Annotated in this window: 22 protein-coding genes; 14 read left to right on the top strand and 8 right to left on the bottom strand. The window is 62.8% G+C overall.

Annotated elements, in window-relative coordinates; genetic code table 11:
• The first annotated feature begins 216 nt into the window (after positions 1-216).
• Together aroQ and ACZ6YA_RS21340 are read left to right on the top strand one after the other, a co-directional pair.
• Positions 217-666 carry a type II 3-dehydroquinate dehydratase gene (gene aroQ, locus ACZ6YA_RS21345; protein ID WP_465899189.1) on the top strand — a complete coding sequence of 150 codons (450 nt, stop codon included), beginning with the start codon at positions 217-219 and terminating at the stop codon, positions 664-666.
• Positions 663-1,511 (top strand): shikimate dehydrogenase, encoded by an 849-nt coding sequence (locus ACZ6YA_RS21340; RefSeq protein WP_465899188.1) that lies wholly within the window; start codon positions 663-665, stop codon positions 1,509-1,511. The genes aroQ and ACZ6YA_RS21340 overlap by 4 nt, the downstream gene beginning before the upstream one ends.
• A gap of 113 nt (positions 1,512-1,624) precedes the next feature.
• On the opposite strand, the gene ACZ6YA_RS21335 is transcribed toward ACZ6YA_RS21340, so the two are convergent.
• Together ACZ6YA_RS21335 and ACZ6YA_RS21330 are read right to left on the bottom strand one after the other, a co-directional pair.
• On the bottom strand, positions 1,625-2,161 hold the full coding sequence (locus ACZ6YA_RS21335) for a thioredoxin family protein (RefSeq protein WP_465899186.1): 537 nt from the start codon (positions 2,159-2,161) through the stop codon (positions 1,625-1,627).
• Positions 2,151-2,426, bottom strand: coding sequence for a DUF2790 domain-containing protein (locus tag ACZ6YA_RS21330; RefSeq protein ID WP_465899184.1), 276 nt, complete (start codon positions 2,424-2,426; stop codon positions 2,151-2,153). The genes ACZ6YA_RS21335 and ACZ6YA_RS21330 overlap by 11 nt, the downstream gene beginning before the upstream one ends.
• A 217-nt stretch (positions 2,427-2,643) precedes the next feature.
• Between ACZ6YA_RS21330 and ACZ6YA_RS21325 the strand changes: the two genes are divergently transcribed.
• The 4 genes from ACZ6YA_RS21325 (at position 2,644) to ACZ6YA_RS21310 (ending at position 5,896) form a co-directional block, all read left to right on the top strand.
• On the top strand, positions 2,644-3,384 hold the full coding sequence (locus tag ACZ6YA_RS21325) for a response regulator (RefSeq protein WP_465899182.1): 741 nt from the start codon (positions 2,644-2,646) through the stop codon (positions 3,382-3,384).
• Complete coding sequence (locus tag ACZ6YA_RS21320) at positions 3,381-4,667, top strand: sensor histidine kinase (protein WP_465899181.1); 1,287 nt, start codon at positions 3,381-3,383, stop codon at positions 4,665-4,667. The genes ACZ6YA_RS21325 and ACZ6YA_RS21320 overlap by 4 nt, the downstream gene beginning before the upstream one ends.
• A 98-nt stretch (positions 4,668-4,765) precedes the next feature.
• On the top strand, positions 4,766-5,386 hold the full coding sequence (locus tag ACZ6YA_RS21315) for a ferric reductase-like transmembrane domain-containing protein (RefSeq protein ID WP_465899179.1): 621 nt from the start codon (positions 4,766-4,768) through the stop codon (positions 5,384-5,386).
• A 15-nt stretch (positions 5,387-5,401) separates the two neighbouring features.
• Positions 5,402-5,896 carry an HvfX family Cu-binding RiPP maturation protein gene (locus ACZ6YA_RS21310; protein ID WP_465899177.1) on the top strand — a complete coding sequence of 165 codons (495 nt, stop codon included), beginning with the start codon at positions 5,402-5,404 and terminating at the stop codon, positions 5,894-5,896.
• A 12-nt stretch (positions 5,897-5,908) separates the two neighbouring features.
• Here ACZ6YA_RS21310 and ACZ6YA_RS21305 read toward each other — a convergent pair whose 3' ends face one another.
• The 4 genes from ACZ6YA_RS21305 to ACZ6YA_RS21290 form a co-directional block, all read right to left on the bottom strand.
• On the bottom strand, positions 5,909-6,460 hold the full coding sequence (locus tag ACZ6YA_RS21305; protein WP_465899176.1) for a DUF4174 domain-containing protein: 552 nt from the start codon (positions 6,458-6,460) through the stop codon (positions 5,909-5,911).
• Positions 6,461-6,667: 207 nt separating this feature from the next.
• Positions 6,668-11,182, bottom strand: a complete 4,515-nt coding sequence (locus tag ACZ6YA_RS21300; RefSeq protein WP_465899174.1) for an NEL-type E3 ubiquitin ligase domain-containing protein — start codon at positions 11,180-11,182, stop codon at positions 6,668-6,670.
• Between the two features lie 80 nt (positions 11,183-11,262).
• On the bottom strand, positions 11,263-13,623 hold the full coding sequence (locus tag ACZ6YA_RS21295) for a DNA polymerase II (protein WP_465899172.1): 2,361 nt from the start codon (positions 13,621-13,623) through the stop codon (positions 11,263-11,265).
• Between the two features lie 60 nt (positions 13,624-13,683).
• A complete protein-coding gene (locus ACZ6YA_RS21290; RefSeq protein ID WP_465899170.1) occupies positions 13,684-14,604 on the bottom strand; it encodes a LysR substrate-binding domain-containing protein in 921 nt (306 codons plus the stop codon).
• A 161-nt stretch (positions 14,605-14,765) separates the two neighbouring features.
• Here ACZ6YA_RS21290 and ACZ6YA_RS21285 point away from each other — a divergent pair, with 161 nt between their 5' ends.
• From ACZ6YA_RS21285 to ACZ6YA_RS21250, 8 genes are all read left to right on the top strand, one after another.
• A complete protein-coding gene (locus ACZ6YA_RS21285; protein ID WP_465899169.1) occupies positions 14,766-15,548 on the top strand; it encodes a YqcI/YcgG family protein in 783 nt (260 codons plus the stop codon).
• Positions 15,549-15,550: 2 nt separating this feature from the next.
• The gene (locus ACZ6YA_RS21280) at positions 15,551-16,177 is read left to right on the top strand and encodes a LysE family translocator (RefSeq protein WP_465899167.1); all 627 of its coding nucleotides are present in this window, start codon (positions 15,551-15,553) and stop codon (positions 16,175-16,177) included.
• A gap of 50 nt (positions 16,178-16,227) precedes the next feature.
• On the top strand, positions 16,228-17,328 hold the full coding sequence (locus ACZ6YA_RS21275) for a hypothetical protein (protein ID WP_465899165.1): 1,101 nt from the start codon (positions 16,228-16,230) through the stop codon (positions 17,326-17,328).
• A gap of 156 nt (positions 17,329-17,484) precedes the next feature.
• Positions 17,485-18,180 (top strand): SEL1-like repeat protein, encoded by a 696-nt coding sequence (locus ACZ6YA_RS21270; RefSeq protein ID WP_465899163.1) that lies wholly within the window; start codon positions 17,485-17,487, stop codon positions 18,178-18,180.
• A 97-nt stretch (positions 18,181-18,277) separates the two neighbouring features.
• Positions 18,278-18,979, top strand: coding sequence for an AzlC family ABC transporter permease (locus ACZ6YA_RS21265; protein WP_465899162.1), 702 nt, complete (start codon positions 18,278-18,280; stop codon positions 18,977-18,979).
• Positions 18,976-19,290, top strand: coding sequence for an AzlD domain-containing protein (locus tag ACZ6YA_RS21260; RefSeq protein ID WP_465899160.1), 315 nt, complete (start codon positions 18,976-18,978; stop codon positions 19,288-19,290). Before ACZ6YA_RS21265 ends, ACZ6YA_RS21260 begins: the two co-directional genes overlap by 4 nt.
• A complete protein-coding gene (locus ACZ6YA_RS21255; protein WP_465899159.1) occupies positions 19,287-20,120 on the top strand; it encodes a helix-turn-helix transcriptional regulator in 834 nt (277 codons plus the stop codon). Before ACZ6YA_RS21260 ends, ACZ6YA_RS21255 begins: the two co-directional genes overlap by 4 nt.
• A 59-nt stretch (positions 20,121-20,179) precedes the next feature.
• Complete coding sequence (locus ACZ6YA_RS21250) at positions 20,180-20,407, top strand: hypothetical protein (RefSeq protein WP_012313790.1); 228 nt, start codon at positions 20,180-20,182, stop codon at positions 20,405-20,407.
• A 48-nt stretch (positions 20,408-20,455) separates the two neighbouring features.
• On the opposite strand, the gene ACZ6YA_RS21245 is transcribed toward ACZ6YA_RS21250, so the two are convergent.
• Both ACZ6YA_RS21245 and ACZ6YA_RS21240 read right to left on the bottom strand, forming a co-directional pair.
• The gene (locus tag ACZ6YA_RS21245; protein WP_465899156.1) at positions 20,456-20,944 is read right to left on the bottom strand and encodes a copper chaperone PCu(A)C; all 489 of its coding nucleotides are present in this window, start codon (positions 20,942-20,944) and stop codon (positions 20,456-20,458) included.
• Positions 20,944-21,552, bottom strand: a complete 609-nt coding sequence (locus ACZ6YA_RS21240) for an SCO family protein (protein ID WP_465899154.1) — start codon at positions 21,550-21,552, stop codon at positions 20,944-20,946. The genes ACZ6YA_RS21245 and ACZ6YA_RS21240 overlap by 1 nt, the downstream gene beginning before the upstream one ends.
• Between the last annotated feature and the right edge of the window lie 103 nt (positions 21,553-21,655).

The raw sequence follows: 21,655 nt of genomic DNA, 5'->3' as shown, positions 1-21,655 counted from the left end.
TTGCGGGGGGTGGGCACTTCGGAAGTCCTCGTCGGCAAGCGGTGGCGAGGGACTGTAGGGAGGGCGGGATATCGAGGCGGTGGCGTCAACATTACAATTCTGTAATCAAGTTCGATAATCGCCCACTATCCCGCATGCGGCGGCTTGTCCAATTGACGAAACTAACCAGGTGGTACAAACATAAGCGCATCCAACAACAACAAAGCGATGCCCGCCATGAAGCCCCTTATCCTCGTGCTCAACGGCCCTAACCTGAATATGCTGGGGACCCGCGAGCCCACCCAGTACGGTCACGAAACCCTTGCCGACCTCGCCCAGAGCTGCGCCGACACCGCGCAAGCGCTCGGCCTTGATATCGAATTCCGCCAGACCAACCACGAAGGCGAACTTATCGACTGGATCCACGCTGCCCGTGGCCGCTGCAGCGGTGTCGTCATTAACCCAGGTGCCTGGACCCACACCTCGGTTGCCATTCGCGACGCGTTGGTGGCCTGCGAACTGCCGGTGATCGAAGTCCACCTGTCCAACGTGCACAAGCGCGAGCCGTTCCGCCACCTGTCGTTTGTCTCGTCGATCGCCGTGGGTGTGATCTGCGGCCTGGGCAGCCAGGGTTATCGCATGGCCCTGAGCCACTTCGCTGAACGGTTCCGGGAGCAGGCCGCATGACTCAGCCAGCCATTCTTGCCGGCCTGATTGGCCGCGGCATCCAGCTGTCGCGCACCCCTGCCCTGCACGAACACGAAGGCGATGCCCAAGCCCTGCGTTACCTCTATCGCCTGATCGATGCCGATCAGTTGCAACTGGACGACAGCGCCTTGGCTCAGTTACTGGACGCCGCCCAGCACACCGGCTTTACCGGGCTCAATATCACCTACCCGTTCAAGCAGGCGATCCTGCCACTGCTTGACGAACTGTCCGATGAGGCCAGAGGGATCGGCGCTGTGAACACCGTAGTGCTCAAGGACGGCAAGCGCGTGGGCCATAACACCGACTGCCTCGGCTTTGCCGAGGGCCTGCGCCGTGGCCTGCCTGATGTGGCTCGGCGCCGGGTGGTGCAGATGGGCGCGGGTGGTGCCGGTTCGGCAGTGGCCCACGCTTTGTTGGGTGAAGGGATCGAGCGGCTGGTGCTGTTCGAAGTGGATGCGGCGCGTGCCCAGGCGCTGGTCGACAATCTCAACGACCATTTCGGCGCGGGTCGCGCTGTGCTCGGAACGGACTTGGCAGGTGAGCTCGTCGAGGCGGACGGGTTGGTCAATACCACGCCGGTCGGCATGGCCAAATTGCCCGGGACGCCACTGCCGGTAGAACTGCTGCATGCGCGGCTGTGGGTGGCAGAGATCATCTGCTTCCCGCTGCAGACCGAACTGCTGCGGGCCGCACGGGCCTTGGGCTGCCAGACGCTGGATGGCAGCAACATGGCGGTGTTCCAGGCGGTGAAAGCGTTTGAATTGTTCAGTGGGCGCGAGGCGGATGCAGGGCGGATGCAGGCGCATTTCGCCAGCTTCAGCTGAGACAGTGCCGGCCTCTTCGCGGGCAAGCCCGCTCCCACAGCCATTACACTGCACTTGAGGTCAGCGTGAGGCCTGTGGGAGCGGGCTTGCCCGCGAAGAGGCCGGCACTGACATCACCCCTTTTCATCCAGCAACGCCTTTATCACCTGCTCCTGCCCGTCATAATCGCCTTCGCCAAAGTGCACATGCCGCACCTGCCCCTGGCGATCGACAAAGTAGTGCGCGGGCCAGAACTGATTGCCCCAGGCATTCCACACCTGTTTATCGTTGTCCACCGCCACCGGATACCCAATGCCCAGACTGGCCACTTTGCTTTTCAGCACTCCGACATCGCGTTCATAGTCGTACTCCGGCGTATGCACACCCACCACCACCAGCCCCTGGTCGGCATAACGCCGGGCCCAGTCATTCACATGCGGCAGGCTGCGCTGGCAGTTGATGCAGTCCCAGGTCCAGAAGTCCACCAGCACCACCTTGCCCTTGAGCGCCGGGGCATCCAGCGGCGGCGAGTTGAGCCACGCGTTGGCCCCCGCCAGCGCGGGCATGGCGCCGTAGCTGTCGCGGGCCATTAGATGACCGGCCAGGCCCAGACCGACCAGCGCCAGGGCCACGCCACCCACTTTCAATAGCCGGCGACGGTTAGTTGTCATGGCAACCGCTCGTGGCATAGGTGCGGTATTCGACGCTTTCGGGCTGACCCTTGGAATTCAGGTAATCCATGCGGGTGTTGACCAGGCCACAGCCATTGCTCTGGTCATCCTTCACCGACAATACTTTCTTCACATCCAGGTGATCGCCGTAGCGGTACTGCATGACGCCGGCATCGCTCATCGGCAAGGTAGACGCCTGGGCGGCCAGGGTGCCGAGGCTGAGCACGGCGAACAGGCTGGCGCTGGCAAAGGTTTTCACGTTCATGGTGTCGCTCCTGTGCATCTTCGAGAGGTGGGGAGGATTGCTCCCCGGTCGAGAGCCATTTCACTCCCGCCAGGTATTGCGCATGTGTCGCAGAAGCTGTGAAGTGCTTCCTGCTGTATCAGCGCCGAGGCCAGATACACTGCAATACAAACGCCTGAAGGCAAGCCCCCGCTTGCTCGGTACACTGCGCCCACTCCCCTCGCACAGGACGCCAGCAATGGAACATGTCGATCACATCCTGATCGTCGACGACGACCGCGAAATCCGCGAACTGGTCGGTAACTACCTGAAAAAGAACGGCCTGCGCACAAGCATCGTCGCTGATGGTCGGCAGATGCGCGCCTTCCTCGAAGCCAACAGCGTCGACCTGATCGTCCTCGACATCATGATGCCGGGCGATGACGGCCTGCTGCTGTGCCGCGAACTGCGCGCCGGCAAGCACCGCAACACGCCAGTGCTGATGCTGACCGCACGCAACGACGAGACCGACCGTATCATTGGCCTGGAGATGGGCGCCGACGACTACCTGACCAAGCCGTTCTCCGCCCGCGAACTGCTGGCCCGCATCAACGCGGTGCTGCGCCGCACCCGGATGCTGCCACCCAACCTGACCATCAGCGAGAGCAGCCGCCTGCTCGCTTTCGGCCAGTGGCGCCTGGACACCACCGCACGCCACTTGCTCGACAACGAAGGTACGTTGGTGGCCCTCAGCGGCGCCGAGTACCGTTTGCTGCGGGTATTCCTGGATCACCCGCAACGGGTGCTCAGCCGCGAACAGTTGCTCAACCTGACCCAGGGGCGCGAGGCCGACATTTTCGACCGTTCCATCGACCTGCTGGTCAGCCGCCTGCGCCAGCGCCTGGGTGACGACGCCCGCGAACCCAGTTGCATCAAGACCGTGCGCAGCGAGGGGTATGTGTTCTCGTTGCCGGTGCAGTTGCTCGAGTCGCCGTCATGAAGTGGCCCCGTACCCTGGCCTCGCGCCTGGCCCTGATTTTCTTCACCGGCCTGGTGCTGGCGTATGGGCTGTCCTTCAGCCTGCAGGCCTATGAGCGCTACATCAGCAGCCGCTCGATGATGCTCAGCAACCTGGAACTGGACGTCGCCACCTCGGTGGCCATTCTCGACCGCCTGCCTGCGGCCGAACGCGCCAGCTGGTTGCCGCGCCTGGAGCGGCGCACCTACCGCTACCGGCTGGATGCAGGCCTCGCCGGTGAGGCAATGCCGAGCAACGACCCGCCCATGGCCGCCGAGTCGATCGTCAAGGCCATCGGTCATCATTACCCCCTGACCTTCCTGGAAATCCCCGGGCCAAACGCACACTTCCAGGCCCACCTGCGACTGGCCGACGGTGCGCCACTGACCATCGATGTCACCCCGGCACCGGTACCGGTGGCCAAATGGTTGCCGCTGGTGCTGTTGGTCCAGCTTGCCGTGCTGTTGTTCTGTACCTGGCTGGCCGTGCGCCTGGCCATCGGCCCGCTGACCCGCCTGATCAAGGCCCTGGACGACCTCGACCCGGACAAGCCTGGCATGTTGCTGGACGAGAGCGGCCCGCGCGAAGTGAAGTACGCCGCCATCGCCTTCAACGCCCTGCAAGCGCGTATCGCCGCCTATCTCAAGGAACGCATGCAGTTGCTGGCGGCGATTTCCCATGACCTGCAAACACCCATCACGCGCATGAAACTGCGCGTCGAGGTGATGGACGAAGGCGTCGAAAAAGAAAAGTTGTGGCATGACCTGGATGCCATGGAGCATCTGGTCCGCGAAGGGGTGGCCTATGCCCGCAGCATGGATATCAATACCGAGCCTGCGTGCCGAATCAACCTCGATGCGTTTCTCGACAGCGTGGCGTTCGACTACCAGGACAGCGGTGCCCAGGTCGAGCGCTGTGGGCGCACCGACAGTTTGCTGGAAACCCGCCCGCACGCGTTACGCAGGGTACTGGTGAATTTGCTGGACAATGCTTTGAAATTCGCGGGTAAAGCGCAGCTCGAAGTCAGCCGTGGACAGGGCCGGATTCTTATCCGTGTGCTCGACGAGGGCCCGGGGATCCCGGAAGAAGAGCTCAATGAAGTGCTCAAGCCGTTCTATCGAGTGGAAAGCTCGCGCAACCGCAGCACCGGTGGCACGGGGCTGGGGCTGGCCATCGCCCAGCAACTGACCCAGGCCATGGGCGGGCGTTTGACCCTGAGCAACCGCCAGGGCGGCGGGTTGTGCGCCCAGATCGAGTTGCAATAGCTACAGTCGGATACATAAAGCAACAGGGCTCGACACACTGCAGATAACTCATCCCCACACACTCCCGGTCACACAACCACACCCCCGGGAGCTTGTCGATGAGACCTATCACCCTACCCTCCGGCTGGAGGCTGTTTACCGCCCTCGCCGGCCTCACGCTGTTCATGACCGTGGTGGTCCTGGCCGCCCACCCAGTCGGCTCCGATGGCCTGCGCAGCGCCATCCGCGCTACCGCGCGCAGCTCCTTTGCGCTGTTCCTGCTAGCGTTCCTGGCGTCCTCGCTGGTGGCTTTACTGCCCAGTCCGGCAACTCGGCGCATCGTGCGCGAACGACGCTACCTGGGCCTGGCCTTCGCCTTTTCGCACACGGTGCATGGCCTGCTGATCTACCGCTACGCGCAACAGTTTCCGGAGCTGTTCTGGGCTGGCCGCACCGTCACCTCCAGCCTGCCGGGAAGCATCGGCTATGTATTCCTGGTGTTGCTGACCTTGACCTCGTTCCAACCCGCCATGCGCCTGCTGGGTAGCCGCAACTGGAAGGCCCTGCACAGTACCGGCATGTGGGTATTGGCTGGGGTGTTCTGCCTATCGTTCTACAAGCGCATCCCCATGGGCGGCTGGTACCCGCTGGCGTTCGCCCTGATGTTCGCCGCCATCGGCCTCAAGCTCACCGCCAAACTGGCTCTGCACCAGCGCCGCAATGCCACCGCCCTTTCCTGAAGAAGAGAAAACACCATGACCACCCTGCCCCGTACCTTCACCCGCGTCGACCGTTTCGGCAGTTGGAGCGCCGACTTGCCCCTGCGCCTTTTCCTGGCCTGGGAGTTCTTCGAATCGGGCCTCGAGAAATTCAATGGCAGCAACTGGTTCGGCGATTTGCAGGAAAGCTTCCCGTTCCCCTTCAACGTGCTGCCGCCAACACTGAATTGGGAGCTGTCGATGTGGGCCGAGTTGCTGTTGCCGCTGCTGCTGCTGTTGGGCCTTGGCACAAGGCTGGCCTCCGCGGGACTGACTGTGATCACCGTGGTGGCAATAGCCGCCGTGCACTGGCCCGCGCACTGGTCGAGCCTTGCAGAGTTGGCGCAGGGCTACGCCATCACTGACCAGGGCTTTGGCAACTTCAAGTTGCCGCTGATCTACCTGGTGGCGTTGCTGCCCCTGCTGCTCAAGGGCGCAGGCCGGTTGAGCATCGATCACTGGATCAGCGCGCGCATTGCTGCACGCGCCTGATGCTCTGCGATATCAGTCTTCCAGCGGTTTAGGAGGTGCGGCGGGTTTGGCAGGCTTCGCTGGCTTGCTGTCCTTGGCTTTAGGTTCCGGCACAGCAGCAACAGGCTCAGGTGCGGCGACCGCCTTCTCGCTCGCTGGCAGTTCGTCAACCGCCTTGAGGATGGCCTGCGGGTCGAGCTTTTCGCCCGAGTCGTCATCCTTGAGCATATGCCGCTCGCCGTCTTTGCCCACCAGGATAACCTTGGTGCCCTTGCTCGCGCCGAGCTTGAGTTCCCGGATCAGGGCCATGGTGGCCTGTTGCTCGAGGTTCTTGTCCTCGCGCTTGCCCATCATGTTGGCGACGCTGTACACCACCAGGCCACGCTCCTTGAAGGCCGCCTGAGTGGCAGGGTCCTTCAGCGCCTCGTTCAAGCCCCGCAACGTCGGGTCGGCCGAACTCGGCGCGATGATCACCAAAGGTCGTGCCTTGCCAACTTCCTTGGCCAGCGGCGCGTCGCTGTCGGCGGCGAACGAAGGCGTAGTGAGGGCGAGCAAGGTGGCGAGGGTCAGTGACCGGACGAGCATACGCATCTCCTTAATTTCCGATAAACCAAAGACTACAGATCACGGAGAAAAATCCGATCCGGAGCCTAAACTACTTCGCGCATCAGAGGGCCAGGGAAAAGTAACTGGCAGTTTCCGGTGCTGCGTCAGCCTGGCATGACAACCTTGAAGCAACCGGCCGTCACCCTGACTGAGCATAGTCCAAAGCCATTGGCGGCAGGGCAGGTATTAACGCACGTCGATGGGCTGATCGACAGGCCCGGTTTCCAGGGCTTCCAGGGTCAAATCAAGCATCAACCCACGCCGCGCGGCGCGCTGCTCGCCCAGGATCGCATCCGATCGCGCCGAGCGGACCCCGTCACTCAGTGACTGATCATCCAGCACTGCACTGAGCCTGCGCTGAAATGGCCCATCCACCTGCGTGAAACGGCTGGGATGGGTGCGCTCCAGATAGGCCTGCCAAAACGACCGGTCCACCAGCGAGCGGGCCACTTCTTCCTCCGTCTCCGCCCTGCGAACAGCCGCTTCTGCGCGCTCCAGGCGCAGTTCATCGACCCCTGCAAGCGGACGAAAGCTCATGTCGCCCACCTCGATGGGCAGGTCCAGACGCAGACGCAACCCTAGCCGATAGGCAAGGCCTACCTCACTTTCGTCCGGGTTGCCGCCGCGGTCGATGATATCCCGCACGGCAATACGGTCGACTTCATCCAGGCGCCACAAGCGCCGCCCTAGCCTGAGCAGTGCCTGTTCCGAGTTGGCTGGGCCCTCTGAACGTGCGCGCCAGACCAATGCATTCACCTCCAGGTTGCTCAAACACCAGGTAGCACCGTCCTGGCATCCCCATTCATCGTTGGCCACGCTCAGCAATTGCTCGCGTAAAGCGGAGTCCTCACCCATCGCTTCCAGTAATGCCAGTACCCGAGACCCCAGGGCTTCGGCATTGATGCGGAAATCCGCCGACAACAGCAGTTGTTGCAAAACCCGGAAAAACCGGTCCGAGGCCTCGCCAACATCCACCGTTTCCCACGCGGCAATCAACAGTCCTCGATTGCGCGGCCCCACTGCATCTCCCCAGACCTCACGGGCATGACTGAGGCGTTCTCTCATCAGCGCCTCATCCATCAGTTCGGAAGGCCGCATCAGTGACGCGTGCAGCCTTAGTCGCTCATCCCCTGGCAATGGATTGCCGGCCAGCCGGACACGCCGTCGCAAGCTCAGAGGCGCTTGATAGAACCACTGCGGAACCTGGCGGATGCGGTTCTCGCGCATATCCACGTAGACCAACCCTGGGCGGTTGTTCAGGCCATGGGGGAAGTCCGTCATGCCTGTATTACGCAGGCTTAACCAGCGCAACGAAGTCAACCCGCTCAGCGTGAAGGTGCGCCCCAACGGGTTGTGCGACAGATCGATGTAGTCAAGGGAAGTGGCACTCGCCAGCGTGGCGGCCTGGCTAGTGGTCAGCACGATCTCGTTGCTGGTCAAGGTGAGCTGACGCAAATGCAGCATCTGCAGCAAGGGCTCAGGGAGTCGGGTGAGATTGTTCCCGCCCAGGTCCAACACCCGTAACCGCGGGAAGGCGAGGAGAAAACTCTGGGGGATCGTGGACAACCCCATACGCAGGAACGACAGGTCGGAAACATGGGTGAAGCTCACCTGGGCAGGCAGCTCTGGCAGCGTCTGCGGCCGGGTGTTGTAGATGACCAACCGGTAGTTGTCTTCCGTATTGGACAGCAGGTCTCCGGCACTGGTAACCCGCTGCCAACACTCGAGCAATGTCCGGCGCACGCTGCTTCGATCTTCGCGCAGCTCACCGCTGGCCTCGCCCACCCATGCATTCAATCGGCTGTGCAGGGATCTGAGTTGTTCACGCAGGGCCACCAGCACCGCGTCGACCTCCTGCCCCGAGCGCACGACGGTTTCGGTCCATGCCGCCACCTGGTCGTCGCTGAAGGCTGGGTAGATGTCACGCAGGGTCGCCGGCAGTGATGGCCTGGAGCGTCTGAATCCACCTGTGTTCTGGCCTCCCAACGGGTAACCGAGCCTGCCATCGGGCAAACGTTGTGGGGCGCGCAATGCACCTGGCTGCTGAACACCGAGCAGGGGGCCAAGTTCGGCGCGACGCTGCCGAGCCTCACGGCTCAGCAGCACCCGGAGGTTGTGCGCGAAGGGATCGCCAACGGCCATGCCCTCGCGCTGAGGCGGGGCATAGGCCGCAGCCATGACCTCGAACAACTCCCCAGCCTCACCCTGCGGTGCCCCCTGGGCATCAAGCAACTGGAAGCTACCGTCCAGGTGCAACAGGTCGAAGGTTCGCGCCCCCTGCTCGGTCGATACCAGTAGCGGCCCGTCGATGCGCCGTTCAAACAGACGCCAGCGGACACCTTGCTCAGCACCCGGCAAATATTTGAGCAGACCTAATACGACGCGTGCCAGGTCAGCGTTTTGAGGCGTGTCCAGGTGCATCGCCTCAAATACTCTCGCCTTGCGGATATCGATGACGCTGCGCCGGGCGGCTTCGGCCAGACCCAACGGCACACGGCCAGTCTGCAGCAGGCGCAGTCGGTCATCACCACTGGCGCTGGTCAGCAAGGCTTGCGCGGCACGCGAGTGCAAACCCGGAAAAACGTTGCGCAGCACCGCGCTTCCAGGGCTATCAGCCGGCTGCAACGCGTCATACAAGTGACCGAGCAGATCCCGCCGCCGGCCCCATGCCAGCTCTGCCAGCGCCTGGTCGGACAAACCGGCTGCCCCCGGTAGCCGCTGGGCATGCTCAAGCACGGTAATGTCTTCGACCGGTTCCCCACTGCGCAAGCGGCTGATCATCTGGCGAATACGGCGATCGAGCCTGGAGCGTTCGGCGCTGTCGAGCATCCCGGGCTCCGGCGCCCGGGCATAGACATGCAACGCACGCAGGTGGTCTGCGTCGAGGCCATGGATACTCAATACGTCATCGATCTGCTCGTCGCTCATGCCCTGCAAAGGTTCCCCGAGGCGGCGGAACATGCGCTGGGCGTCTTCCCAGTCAGCGGGTTGTTCGCTCCACACGCGCCAGGCGCCGGCCCCGTTGTTGCGCAGCGCAGGGCCATGCCCGTCACGCGGACGGAGCTGCCACTGGCCAGCGCCGGCCGGCTCGACCACCGCATAGTGGTGACCGTCCATTTCGACCCAGGCGTCGCCATTCAGGCGCCGGACCCCTAATGCATCCGGCAGTGCCGCCGCGCCGGGGGCCAGGCTGCGATAGGGTGCAAGGTCTTGCTGCCAGAGCTTGGTGCTGCCGTCCTCAAGCCGCGCCGGCAGCATGTCATCGACCACAGCGGAGCGCGTCCAAATGCGCCGTGCCGCCGTGACGCCCGCCGCCGTGGCTGCGAGCACAGCAAGCTCAGTGGCGACATGGGTCAAGTGATCGAGCGCCTCCTGGTGATCGCCGTCCTGCCAAGCCTCGATGCCGTAGTAGACCTCGCCCAGCAACTCCCAGGCGGTCACCGCCAACAGCGCCAGGCCAATGCTCGGTACAAACAGGCCGGCAAGATTGAGCAACGCCCAGCCTTCGGCGGCAAGCCGCTGGTCATGGGCGCGCTGCAGGTCCCGGTCGAGCCGCGCCACCGGCATCACGATCATCGCCGCGTCTTCCTTGATCTGGCGGATGCGCGCCTGTGCAAGGCTGTTGAAGAGCGGCTCGGGATAGCACCTCAAGTGCGGATTGAGTTCGTAGAACGCCCACTTCGGAAGGTCGTCGAATACCGGTACCACCCTGGAGAAGAACGCCTGGCTGTCCTTGCGTAGCACGAACCGGCTGAAGAAACCTTGGTAGGCCTTGATGCGCAGGCGATGACCCAGCGCACGGTCAAGGTCGCTCAGGCTTTTAAAAGCACTCCAGGGGGCCACCGGGTCACCGGGCACGTACAGCAACAGGCGCCGCGTGGAATTGAACAAGGTCCCCTGCTCGATTACATCGAATACCACCACCTGCTCAATCGTACAGCCCAGTAGAGTCATGCCCTTGGCCACCACCCGATCACCCGCCAGAGGCAGTCGTTGGCCGTCTACGCACAGGGCTACGATCCACTCCAGCTCGCTGGCGTCCAGGCTATTGCTCACGCTGGCCTTGTAAGCATCCACGAGCATGGCGTAGCGGTAGCTATCACCCAGCAGAGCGGCCACGCGCGGCGCGTCGTGGGCAGGTTGCAGAATCCCATCGAGATGACGCTGATAGCCCTCCCCAAGGTCCAGCGTTCGGCACAGCTGGGCAAGCTCGGTGGCGGTGGGGGGCTTGACCGATCCCTGCCGTGGCATCAGCAGGCGATTGCCTGTTGGTTGCCCACCAGGCCTGGCTTCATCGGCGGTAAAGTTGCGCAGTACCACATCGAGCAGCGCCTTTTCGACGTACACCACTTCCGTGAGGTGAGCGCCCACAGGTTGGGCGTTGATGACCGGCTCGTGGTGGCCTTTGAGAAATTTCAAGCGGCGCACGTTGCCGCTGAGGCCGTAATGCTGAATCAGTGCATGCTCCAGGGCCGGCGCCACGAAGTCGTCGATACCGTCGATGCGTGCCAACAATGCGGCCAAGAGCTTGCGAGACTCAAGGCTCTTGGCCAGTGCGTGACTCAGCGCGGGCATCTGCGCGACGGGGACCTTGCGTAGCCATTGCGGCAGGCGCTTGCCAATGATGCCATCCTGAAATGCCTCGCTGGCCAGCCGCAATGTCTGGTGACTGCGTTGCGCCGGCGATAGTTCAGTACCCATGCTCGATGCCTCCAAAAAATCAAAGAGGCCAGCGTAGGCAGGACAGTCTTGTCGAGGCGCTAGATAGCTAACGCCCGCGCTCAGAACAAGAGCAGTTGACGGTCGGTCAACGCCGCGAAGTCATCACCGACAAAGGGCAGAATGGCGTCGGCCACCGGCTGCAGCTGGCGGCTGAGGTAATGGTCGTAGTCGATGGGCGACTGCAGATTTTCCATCGGTTCGGGGCCCGCCGTGGTAATGACGTAGCTGATCCAACCGCCATTCTGGTACTGCCGCGCGCGCCCCAGGCGGGTGTTGTATTCATCGGCCAGGCGTGCGGCGCGCACATGGGGCGGGACGTTGCGCTGGTAGTCGGCCAACGGGCGACGCAGTCGCTTGCGGTAGATCAGCAATTCGTCCATTTCACCGGCCAGGGTCTGCTGCACGAAACCGCGCACATAGTCGCGGTACGGCTGGCCGCGAAAGACGCGACCGTACAAAGCCTGTTGGAACTGCCGGGCTAACGGCGACCAGTCCGTTCGCACCGACTCCAGCCCCTTGTAGACCATGTCCTCGCTGCCATCGGCGCGCTGCACCAAGCCCGCATAGCGCTTCTTGCTGCCTTCGTCGGCCCCCCGAATGGTCGGCATCAGAAAGCGTCGGTAATGAATCTCGAATTGCAGCTCCAGGGCGCTTTCCAGGCCCATGGTTTCGCGCAGATGTTCACGCCACCATTGGTTGACCTCAAGCACCAGCTCGCGACCAATGCGCGCAGCAGCCTCTTCCCCATGTGCGCCCTTGAGCCAGACGAAGGTGGAGTCAGTGTCGCCGTAGATCACGTCGTAACCCCGCGCTTCGATCAGCGCGCGGGTCTGGCGCATGATCTGATGACCGCGCATCGTGATCGAGGATGCCAGACGGGGGTCGAAGAAGCGGCAACCGCTTGAACCGAGCACGCCATAGAAAGCATTCATGATGATCTTCAGCGCCTGCGACAACGGCGCATTGCCCTCACGTTTGGCAGCTTCCCGGCCCTGCCACACACGCTCGACGATGGCCGGCAGACAATGCACGCTGCGCGAGAAGCGGCCACCACGGAAGCCCTCGACCGAGTGCGCGTCTTGCGGCTGGCGCAAACCTTCGACCAGGCCCACAGGGTCGATGAGAAAGGTGCGAATGATCGAGGGGTACAGGCTTTTGTAGTCAAGCACCAGCACCGAGTCATACAGGCCCGGGCGCGAGTCCATGACAAAACCACCGGGGCTGGCCTCCTCCGGGCGACTGCCCAGATTAGGGGCCACGAAACCCAGCCGATGCATCTGCGGCATGTACAGGTGACAGAACGCGGCCACCGAACCGCCGCTGCGATCCACCGCCAACCCGGTGACGGAAGATCGTTCGAGCAGAAACTCCAGCAGCCGGGTGTGGGCGAAGATCCGCGTCACCAGCTCGCAGTCTTTGAGGTTATAACGGGCCAGCGCGGGCTTGTCCTCGGCGAACATGCGGTTGATCTCATCCATGCGCTGGTACGGCGTGTCGATCGCCTTGCCCTCCCCCAGCAGGGCCTGGGCAACGTTCTCCAGGCTGAACGAGGGGAAACTCCAGGTCGCCGAACGCAACGCTTCGATGCCGTCGATCAGCAGCCGACCGGGCGCATCGGCGAACACATGCCCGCGGTTGGCCTGGGCACGCAGGGTCATGGCTGCGCCGTTGCGCCCCAAGGTTAACGGTACTTGCAGTTGCTTGGCGTGTTCATGCAGCAGGCGCAGGTCGAACTGCACCAGGTTCCAGCCGATGATCGCATCCGGGTCGTGTTCGGCCATCCATTGGTTGAGGCAGTGCAACAATTCAACGCGGTCGTTGCAATATTGGAGGTCGAAATCCACGTCGGCGGCCTGGCCATCGGCAGCGCCGAGCATGAACACCTGGCGCTGGCCACAGCCCTCAAGGGCAATGCTGTAGAGTTCACCCCGCTCGCTGGTCTCGATATCCAGTGACACCAGGCGCAGCGGTGGACGGTAGTGCGCCGACGGTTTGAGCTGGGCAGCGCAGATCACCCCTTGGGCCTCCGGCTGGCCGGCGAACTGCACCCCAGCGGTGATGAACCGCTCCATCAGGTAGCGTTCCGGCGGGCGGACATCGGCCTCGAACACTTCGATGCCGGCACTGCGCAGGCGTTGCTCCAGTTGCATTAGCTGGCGGTGTTGGCGGCAATATACGCCCAGCACCGGTCGATGCTCGAAATCGCGCAGGCGCAGAGGTTTGAGTTCGACGCCGGTTTCCCCAGCCAGCAAAAGCCGCGCGTGTTCCGCCTGCGCCTGCAGAATGAACATCACCGAGTCTTGCGGGGCCAGGCGTAACAAGCGCGGCCCGTGATCGGTGGCCAGCCAGAACTCCACGCAGGTGCCTTCGGGCGTGTCATGCCAATGCCGGGTCAGGACAAAGCCCTGCTGCAACTTCACTGCGTTGTCCTCGGTGTGACCGATGTTTCGGATGGGTCAATTCTACCGCTGTGCGGGCCATCAACCGTACAAGTAGTTGATGTCCTTGTAGGCCAGGGGCGGCACCTGGCCGACCAGGAAGTCACGCAGCTTTTGCATCTGCCGTGCCTTGGGGCTGGACTTGAGCCAGGTCATGTAATACCCATCGCCGGTCGCCACCGCATGCTTGAACGGCGTCACCAGGCGCCCTGCGCCCAGGTCGGCACTGGCCAGCACCAGATCCACGACCGAGATGCCCAGGCCTTGCTGGGCCGCAGAAATCCCCTGGTCGAGGGTATCGAACACCTGGCCCTGGTCGATGCTGATGTCCTGCGCGTCCATGCGCGCCAACCAACGCCGCCAGTCACGACGGTCCGGTGAGGGGTGCAGCAGCTCACAGTGTCGCAAGTCGCCCAGCGCTGGCTGCTCATGCTTCATGTAGTCAGGGTGGCACACCGGGATCAGCCACTCATCGAACAGCTTGAAACTCTCGACATCGGTGGCAAAGCGGCCATTGGACAGAAGAAAGGCGCAATCGTAGGGCTCGGAGTAGAAATCCACCGAGTCAATATCCATCCACACGCTCGACAACTGAACGCTGCAGCTGTCGTCGATTTTCTTGAACGCATCCAGTGCCCGCAGCAGCCAACGCACGGTGAGCGTCGAGGGCGCCTTGAGGCGTAGCCCGTAACGGTCCTGACGCAGGAGTGCGCAGGCGTTTTCGATGATCTTGAAGCCGACCTTGAGCTCCTGGGACAGTAGCCGCCCATGCTCGGTGAGGCTCAGCTTGGGGCCGCGGCGCTCGAACAGATCGCAGCCGAACAGGCCCTCCAGGGTCTTGATGTGGTGGCTGACCGCGCCTTGTGTCAGCGCCAATTCTTCGGCCGCACGGGTGAACGACCCGTAACGCGAGGCGACTTCGAAGGCACGTAACGCGTGCAAGGCCTGAATCCGTTCTGACATGAAGCCCCCGAAGCATGAGTGAGACTAATAGTAGGTCATAGTTCCACGCGTTTTACAACGTTAACTGCGTCTCAGAAAATGCAGGTAAATAACAACGATAAGCCAACAACCTGCCTGCATGTGCCTGCATCTTTCTGTTAATTAAACGCCTGGGGAAATACATGTTTACGGGTTATGGAAACTGCTATCGCCTGGACGCGCTAGAGCTGGCCGCTGGACATGTGCGAAATACGCAACATTGGACGCACACCACTCTACAACATTTTCGCAGCATCCTCGCCAATCCCGAATTTCCGTGCCTGTTCGGGCGCAAGGCGGTGGCCGGTGAATCCTGCCACATCCTCTTCGCCCGTGCAGAGCAGTTGGCCGATGACATCGCTCAAGGGCTGGCTGACTATATCCGCACAATCACACCCACCCCTATCAAGCAACGCATCGGCAGCCCGCTGGTGGTGTTTCTCGAAACCACGGCCGGCAGCACCCTCGCCGAACAGCAGGCACTGGCCTGGAAAGTACTGCGTGGCGTACATGCGCGCGACCCGCATCCGTGGCCCCAGGCAATCCCGAATGATCCTCAGGACAGCGGTTGGTCGTTTTGCTACGCCGGCATGCCGCTGTTCATCAACATGAACTTCCCCGGCCACCAGCAGATGAAAAGCCGCAACCTAGGCAACCACATCACCTTCGTCATCAACCCACGGGAAAACTTCGACGAAGTGGCCAACGCTGGCACCGAAAGCGGCCGACGCATACGCGCGCGCATCCGCGAACGGGTGCGCCACTACAACGACGGCGTGATGCCCGACAGCCTGGGCTTTTTCGGCCAGGACGACAATTTCGAATGGAAGCAATACCAACTGCAGGAAGCAGGCTCGCTCAAACCGTCGCGCTGCCCCTTTCATGCCAACGTCCACGCGACACCCGACACACTGATCGAGAACTGACCGTGAATACCGCACTGACTGCTACCTATGCACTGACCGTCCTGCTGCTGATTGCCACGCCCGGCCCCGTGGTGGCATTGATCGTCAACACCGCCGCCGCATCTGGCTCACGCAAGGCCATGTTCACCGCCGTCGGCACCAACTGGGCATCGCTGGTGCTGATCGGCGCCGCCGCCTGGGTCATCCTCACCAGCGCAGCCATCGACAAGGCCTGGCTCAGTGGCATGAGCCTGCTCGGCTGCCTGTTCATCGGCTATATCGCCGTAGGCACCCTGCGCGAGTGCCTGCAGGCGCCTGCCGCACACGCCGAGGAACAACCGCCGAAAGCCGGGCGCGGCGGCTTGTGGCAAGGCTTCATGGTGGGTATTTCCAACCCCAAGGACATCATTTTCTTCATCGCCTTCTTCCCGCAATTCATCCAGATTACCGAATCGTTCGGCAAAAGCATGGTGGTGCTGTCGCTGCTGTGGGTGGTCATCGATTTCGCCGTGCTCAGCCTGTACATCTTCGCCATCGGCAAAATCGCCTCGCAACGTAGCAATCGCTTGATTTCCCTGGCCTCGGGAGCCGCCCTGCTGCTGATCGCGGTCGGCGGACTGGCGTACAACTTCAAGGAACTGGCGGGCTGACCCCGGCACCCGTCACGACCTGCCAGGCCAGACGACAGACAAGGAGCGCCATGACACTGTCCACCACCGCAACGCACGGTCAGGGCTTGCCATCGCCATCGACACTGCCACAGGACTACCAGCGCTTTCTGCAACTGGGCAGCCGTCGTGCCCCGCATACGCTGCATGTCAACGAGCGTGGCTACCGCTCCGGCACCATCAACACCGATGCCCTCGGCCTGCGTTACAGTCATTTTGCCGGCAAGCGCTTCTCGGCCGGCGAACGCGGCAGTGGCCAGCGGGTCAACCTGCTGGTCGGCGGTTCGACCGCGCTGGGTATCGGAGCCAGTTGCGATGAGCATACCGTGGCCTCGCACCTGTCGATGCTGACCGGGGAGGTGTGGCTGAATCTCGCGGGGTGCGGGCTCAATGCGAGCCAGGAGTTGTTGATGTTCCTCACCCACCAGCATCGCCTCGGTGAAATTGGCCATGTGGTGGTTCTCAGCGGCATCAATACAGTGGCCCACCAGGCTCTCAACGATGTACTGGCCGGCGCGGATGGCCTGGAGCCGTTTCAGCGACAGCAAGCCTTCCTCAACAGCTTCGACGAGGACATGCCGCGCACCCACCCAGTGCGCCAGAAATCTTTGTGGCAACGGCTGTGTCAGGCGCTGGCCCCGCGTCGCCAGGTGCCCGCACCTTCCTGCCCGCTGTCGCCAGCCGAAAAGCGCTTGGCAGGTGCAGCCGACAGCATAGGCCGAACCTTGCTGCAGTGGGACCGCATGCTGGCAGACAGCCATGCCACCCTCACCTTCATCCTGCAACCGCTGTTGCCTTGGTGCCGGGAGTCCCTGCCGGCCGGCGAACAGGCCATGTTGGCGACACTGGAGCGACAACCGGCAAACATCGACCGCCTGCTCGACGGCGTTTTCGACAGCCAGCTGCACACGGCGTTTTTCAGGCGCATCAAGCATCAGGCCGACCCCGTGCCTTGCTATGACATGAACAGCATGCTCAGCAGCTCCCCGGTGTTCGGCGCCGACTTGTTCATCGACCGTCTGCACTTTAATGATCTGGGCAACAACGCACTGGCCAAGGTCATCACCGCCAAACTGGGCTTGGCTCAGGAAAAACACGCCCAGCGCAAAGTCACGCCGATCAAGCTCGTCTGAAGCTTGGGTGTCGCCCTTTCGGTCACCCCCCACGCTTGGCTAGAATAGGGGGTCGTTCCGATTCGCCTGAGGCGCACGCGTACCTGTGATGAACATTCCTGCCGTCCACCCGTACTTGGCTGCCAGCCCTGCATGCGTCGCTTGCGAGGCGCGTCCGTGAGCCGCGCTGCCCTTGTGCCTGCACTGTTCGCCACGCTGGTTCCACTTGCCGCGCAAGCACTCGAAGTGCGCATCGACCCGCACGCCGACCTGCTCTACCGCCAAGCCCTGCCGCTGCTGGAGCAGGCCGATAATCAGGACGATAGCGGCAGCACGCTGCGTACAGCCATTGGCAGCGACCCAGAGCTCAACCGCCAAGGGCAAGCCATGGCCCGCACCCTGCCGACAGCGGTGGCCTTGCTGAAAAAGTCAGTGGAGCTCGGCCACCCCGTAGCCCAATATCGTCTGGCGCTGTACTACACGACCTACCTGCCCGCAGCGCAAATTACCGCTGCCGCTTGCCCATTGCTGGAGGCAAGCCTGCAACAAGGCTTCGCCCCGCCTGCCACGGCGATTGCTACCTGGTGCCCGCCTTACAATGCCAGCCGCCGGTATCGCGAAGCGCTCGAGGCGATCCCCAGCATGGCCACGCTGTACGCGCCCTACTACCCGCAACCCGCCGCAAGGCTGGCCTGCGCCCGCAGTCAGCCACAAGGGTTGCAGATGCAGTGGGGGCGTCAACGCGACTACCAGGCCGAGGTGTACCGGTTGCTGGGCGACCTTGACCCGCAACGCCGCCAGGATTTGCTGCACAAAGCCGTGGAGATCAATGGTTGCGTTGCAGCGCAACGAAGGCTGACCAGCCAGCGCTGAGAGTGATTGGGCCTGCGGCAAACCAGCAAGATCGTTCAAGCCAGTCGCCTGCGCCGTCTGGCATGCTGTTCTACCAAACAACAGTGTCGCAGCCACCATGTCCACCAACCCTGCCATTGCCCGCCAAGCGTTTCTGCACGGTGCCATCGCCATCGTTCCGTTGTCCCTGGCCGTAGCGCCCTGGGGCCTGCTCGCAGGCTCGATGGCCATCGAGGCCAATCTCAGCCCCTGGGAGGGCCAGGGCTTGTCGGCGATCGTCTTCGCTGGCGCAGCGCAACTGGTGGCCATCGGCATGCTCAAGGGTGGTGCCAACCTGATGTCGATCCTGCTGACCACTCTGCTGCTGACGTCACAGCACTTGCTCTACGGTCTGTCCATGCGTCCGGTGTTGTCGAGTCAGCCGCTGCGCTGGCGGCTTGGCCTGGGCTTCCTGCTGACCGATGAGTTCTTCGCCCTGACCAGCCATTACGACCAGCAGCAGTTCAACCGCTGGTACGCACTGGGGGTCGGCCTGACCTTCTACGTCGCTTGGAACCTGTTCACCTTGGCGGGCATCGTGCTGGGTCAGAACATCCCGCACCTCGACCAACTGGGCCTGGACTTTTCCATCGTCGCCACCTTTGTCGCGCTGATCGCCCCACTGGTACGCAACCTCCCTACCGTGGTGTGCGTGGCGGTGTCGCTGTTCTGCTCCGTGCTGTTCAGCTACTGGCACTGGGAAACCGCGCTGGTGGCTGCCGGCCTGCTCGGCATGGCTGCCGGCTTCATCTGCCAGAAATTCTCCGGGGCACGCACATGACCTGGTTGCTGATCTTCGCCATGGGCGCCGTGGTGTTCCTCAACCGCTACGCCTTTCTGGAACCGCGCCTGCCTCTGCGCCTGAGTTCCAATGCACGACAATTCCTCGGCTTCGCAGTGCCGGGCATGCTGACCGCGATCTGCGGGCCGATCATCTTCCTACCCGGCCACCAGCTCGACCTCAGTCCGCTCAACCCTTACCTGCTTGGCGCCGTGGTGGCCATCGCCCTGGTGCTGTTGACCCGCAGCGTATTGCTGAGCATGCTGGTGAGCATGTTCATCTTCTTCTTGCTGCGCAGCTGGCTGGCATGAGCACGCTCCTGCGCGAACAGACCCACCTCTGGCAAGCGCCCGCCTTGGGCGACGTCGAGATGCTGCATGCGCGCTATTTCCAGCAACGCTTTGCCCCGCACGTGCATGAGGGCTATGTGTTCACTGTGATCGAGTCCGGCGCCCAGCGCTTCTGGCACCGTGGTAGCGAGCACATGGCGCCGGTCGGCAGCATGGTACTGATCAACCCGGATGAACTGCATACCGGGGCTACTGCGCATGAAGCAGGTTGGCGCTACCGCGGCTTCTACCCGGATCATGAGCGGGTGACCGGGGTGCTGGATGAATTGGAGCTGGGGCACCACGGCATGCCACTGTTCAAAGACAGTGTGATCAACGACCTCGCCCTGGCGCAGTCCTTCAGCCAGTTGCACCAGTTGTCGGAGGCCGGCGCCAGCGCCCTGGAGCAACAAACCGCCTGGCGCCAGGCGGTGCTGGCGTTGGTCCAGCGCCACGGCCACGGCCCAGCGCCCAGCGCCCCTGGCAACGAGCCGCTGGCCGTGGCACGTGCCCGTGAGCTGCTTGAGAGCACGCTGGCGAATCCACCCTCGCTGGAAGCTCTGGCATCGGCGGTCAACCTCTCGCCTTTTCACTTCGCGCGCGTCTTCCGCCAGGCCACCGGCCTGCCGCCCCACGCCTGGCTCAAGCAACGCCGTCTGGTCCGTGCCCGGGAGCTGTTGAAGAGCGGCCTGGCGGCAACCGAAGTGGCGTTCAACCTGGGATTCGCAGACCAGAGCCACCTCAGTCGGCAGTTCAAGCAGGCCTATGGCGTTACTCCAGGCGCCTACCGCACCGCCTGCCTGCACGGCTAGCCGTCAGGCAATTACGCCGGCCACTGCTACACTGAGGGGGCTAAGCGGAGGATCCTGCCATGTCTGAAAGAGAGCTCACCACCCTCATATCGCTGATGAACCAGCGTCAGGCCTGCCTGAGCAGCGCCTGCAAGGAAATTGCCGACTGGATCGACCGGCAGGGCGATGTGCCCGCCGCCGGCAAGATCCGCGCAAGCCTCAAGGCCCTGGAGGCCGACGAAGCCCAGGTACGCAAGACCTTGACCTCGCTGACCCTCGAAAGGCCGCTGCCCCGCTTCCGTAGCTGAAGCGCACCGCAGCATGAAAAAGGGCCGCAGATGCGGCCCTTTCGTCGGTCAGTGGCTCATGTGCATGTGGTCATGCCCGCCGCCAGCCTCGGCGTTTAGCGCACGGACTTCTGCCTGCACTTGCAACGTTTCCTTCGCGCCCTTGGCATCTTCGACGGTAAGGGTCAGCGGCACTTTCTCGCCTTCCTTCACCTGCTGGGTCAGCCCCATCAGCATCACGTGATAACCGTTCGGGTCCAGGTTCACCGGTTTGCCGGCAGGCAACGCGACGGCATCGACTTGCTTCATGCCCATCACATCACCGTTCATGGTCATCTCGTGCACCTGCACAATCTTGGCCACGGGCGATGCTACGCCGACCAGCTTGCTGTCGCTGCTGGCGGTCAGGGTCATGAAGGCACCGGTGGACTGCTGGTGCGGCACGCTGGCACGCACCCAGGCATCGCTCACGGTGGTCTGTGCCAGCGCTGGCAGGGCAAGGCTCAGCAGGGCCATGGCGGCCAGGCCGCGCTTGATCGGTTGCAGTGAAACAGCCATTAGCAGATCTCCATCAGTGTAAGCAGGTCTTCAGCGCATTCCTTGGCATTCAGCGAATGGCCCAGGCTCAGGCGCAGGGTGCCACGTGTATCGTAGACGTAGCTGGTAGACGAGTGAGAGATGGTGTAGGTGTCACCAGCCGGGACTTTCTCGTAGAACACCTTGAACTCCCGGGCCACCTCGGCAATTTCTTCCGGTGTACCGGTCAGCGCCTCGAACGTCGGGTCGAAGGCCTTGACGTAGGCGTCGAGCACTTCAGGGGTGTCGCGCTCCGGGTCAAGGGTAATGAACACCACGCGGAACAACTCGCGGTCACGGCCTCTGAGCAGCTTTCTGATTTGCGCCGCCCGCGCCAGCGTGGTCGGGCAGACCGCCGGGCACTGGGTGAAGCCGAAGAAGATCATCGGCATGCTGCCGTAGAAGCTCGACAGGGTGACGTCGTTGCCTTGGGTATCCTTGAGGCGAAACTTGCGCCCGAGGATTTCGTTGCTCATGTTCTTGCCGTACTTGAACTCAAGCCCCCGGGCCGGGTTGCAGCCTGCCAGCAGGCCGAGCCCGAGAACGCCCATCCCGGCGACAACTGCGCGCCGGGTCAACAGATCATTCATGGAACCATCCTTTAGAGGGAAGGTGCCGGCCCTCGGGACGGGCCGGCCGAAAAACCGGGGCATTCTGGCATGACACCCCTGGTGCTTCTACCCGACGAAGGCG

The sequence above is a fragment of the Pseudomonas sp. NPDC090752 genome (genome assembly GCF_055584805.1).
The sequence above is the reverse complement of the archived record's forward strand: the minus strand, read 5'-3'. Positions and strand labels throughout refer to the sequence as shown.

Excerpts from the sequence above, each read along its gene's own strand:
- aroQ (WP_465899189.1), top strand. The coding sequence starts at position 217 with ATGAAGCCCCTTATCCTCGTGCTCAACGGCCCTAACCTGAATATGCTG.
- ACZ6YA_RS21340 (WP_465899188.1), top strand. The coding sequence starts at position 663 with ATGACTCAGCCAGCCATTCTTGCCGGCCTGATTGGCCGCGGCATCCAG.
- ACZ6YA_RS21335 (WP_465899186.1), bottom strand. The coding sequence starts at position 2,161 with ATGACAACTAACCGTCGCCGGCTATTGAAAGTGGGTGGCGTGGCCCTG.
- ACZ6YA_RS21330 (WP_465899184.1), bottom strand. The coding sequence starts at position 2,426 with ATGAACGTGAAAACCTTTGCCAGCGCCAGCCTGTTCGCCGTGCTCAGC.
- ACZ6YA_RS21325 (WP_465899182.1), top strand. The coding sequence starts at position 2,644 with ATGGAACATGTCGATCACATCCTGATCGTCGACGACGACCGCGAAATC.
- ACZ6YA_RS21320 (WP_465899181.1), top strand. The coding sequence starts at position 3,381 with ATGAAGTGGCCCCGTACCCTGGCCTCGCGCCTGGCCCTGATTTTCTTC.
- ACZ6YA_RS21315 (WP_465899179.1), top strand. The coding sequence starts at position 4,766 with ATGAGACCTATCACCCTACCCTCCGGCTGGAGGCTGTTTACCGCCCTC.
- ACZ6YA_RS21310 (WP_465899177.1), top strand. The coding sequence starts at position 5,402 with ATGACCACCCTGCCCCGTACCTTCACCCGCGTCGACCGTTTCGGCAGT.
- ACZ6YA_RS21305 (WP_465899176.1), bottom strand. The coding sequence starts at position 6,460 with ATGCTCGTCCGGTCACTGACCCTCGCCACCTTGCTCGCCCTCACTACG.
- ACZ6YA_RS21300 (WP_465899174.1), bottom strand. The coding sequence starts at position 11,182 with ATGGGTACTGAACTATCGCCGGCGCAACGCAGTCACCAGACATTGCGG.
- ACZ6YA_RS21290 (WP_465899170.1), bottom strand. The coding sequence starts at position 14,604 with ATGTCAGAACGGATTCAGGCCTTGCACGCGTTACGTGCCTTCGAAGTC.
- ACZ6YA_RS21285 (WP_465899169.1), top strand. The coding sequence starts at position 14,766 with ATGTTTACGGGTTATGGAAACTGCTATCGCCTGGACGCGCTAGAGCTG.
- ACZ6YA_RS21275 (WP_465899165.1), top strand. The coding sequence starts at position 16,228 with ATGACACTGTCCACCACCGCAACGCACGGTCAGGGCTTGCCATCGCCA.
- ACZ6YA_RS21265 (WP_465899162.1), top strand. The coding sequence starts at position 18,278 with ATGTCCACCAACCCTGCCATTGCCCGCCAAGCGTTTCTGCACGGTGCC.
- ACZ6YA_RS21260 (WP_465899160.1), top strand. The coding sequence starts at position 18,976 with ATGACCTGGTTGCTGATCTTCGCCATGGGCGCCGTGGTGTTCCTCAAC.
- ACZ6YA_RS21255 (WP_465899159.1), top strand. The coding sequence starts at position 19,287 with ATGAGCACGCTCCTGCGCGAACAGACCCACCTCTGGCAAGCGCCCGCC.
- ACZ6YA_RS21250 (WP_012313790.1), top strand. The coding sequence starts at position 20,180 with ATGTCTGAAAGAGAGCTCACCACCCTCATATCGCTGATGAACCAGCGT.
- ACZ6YA_RS21245 (WP_465899156.1), bottom strand. The coding sequence starts at position 20,944 with ATGGCTGTTTCACTGCAACCGATCAAGCGCGGCCTGGCCGCCATGGCC.
- ACZ6YA_RS21240 (WP_465899154.1), bottom strand. The coding sequence starts at position 21,552 with ATGAATGATCTGTTGACCCGGCGCGCAGTTGTCGCCGGGATGGGCGTT.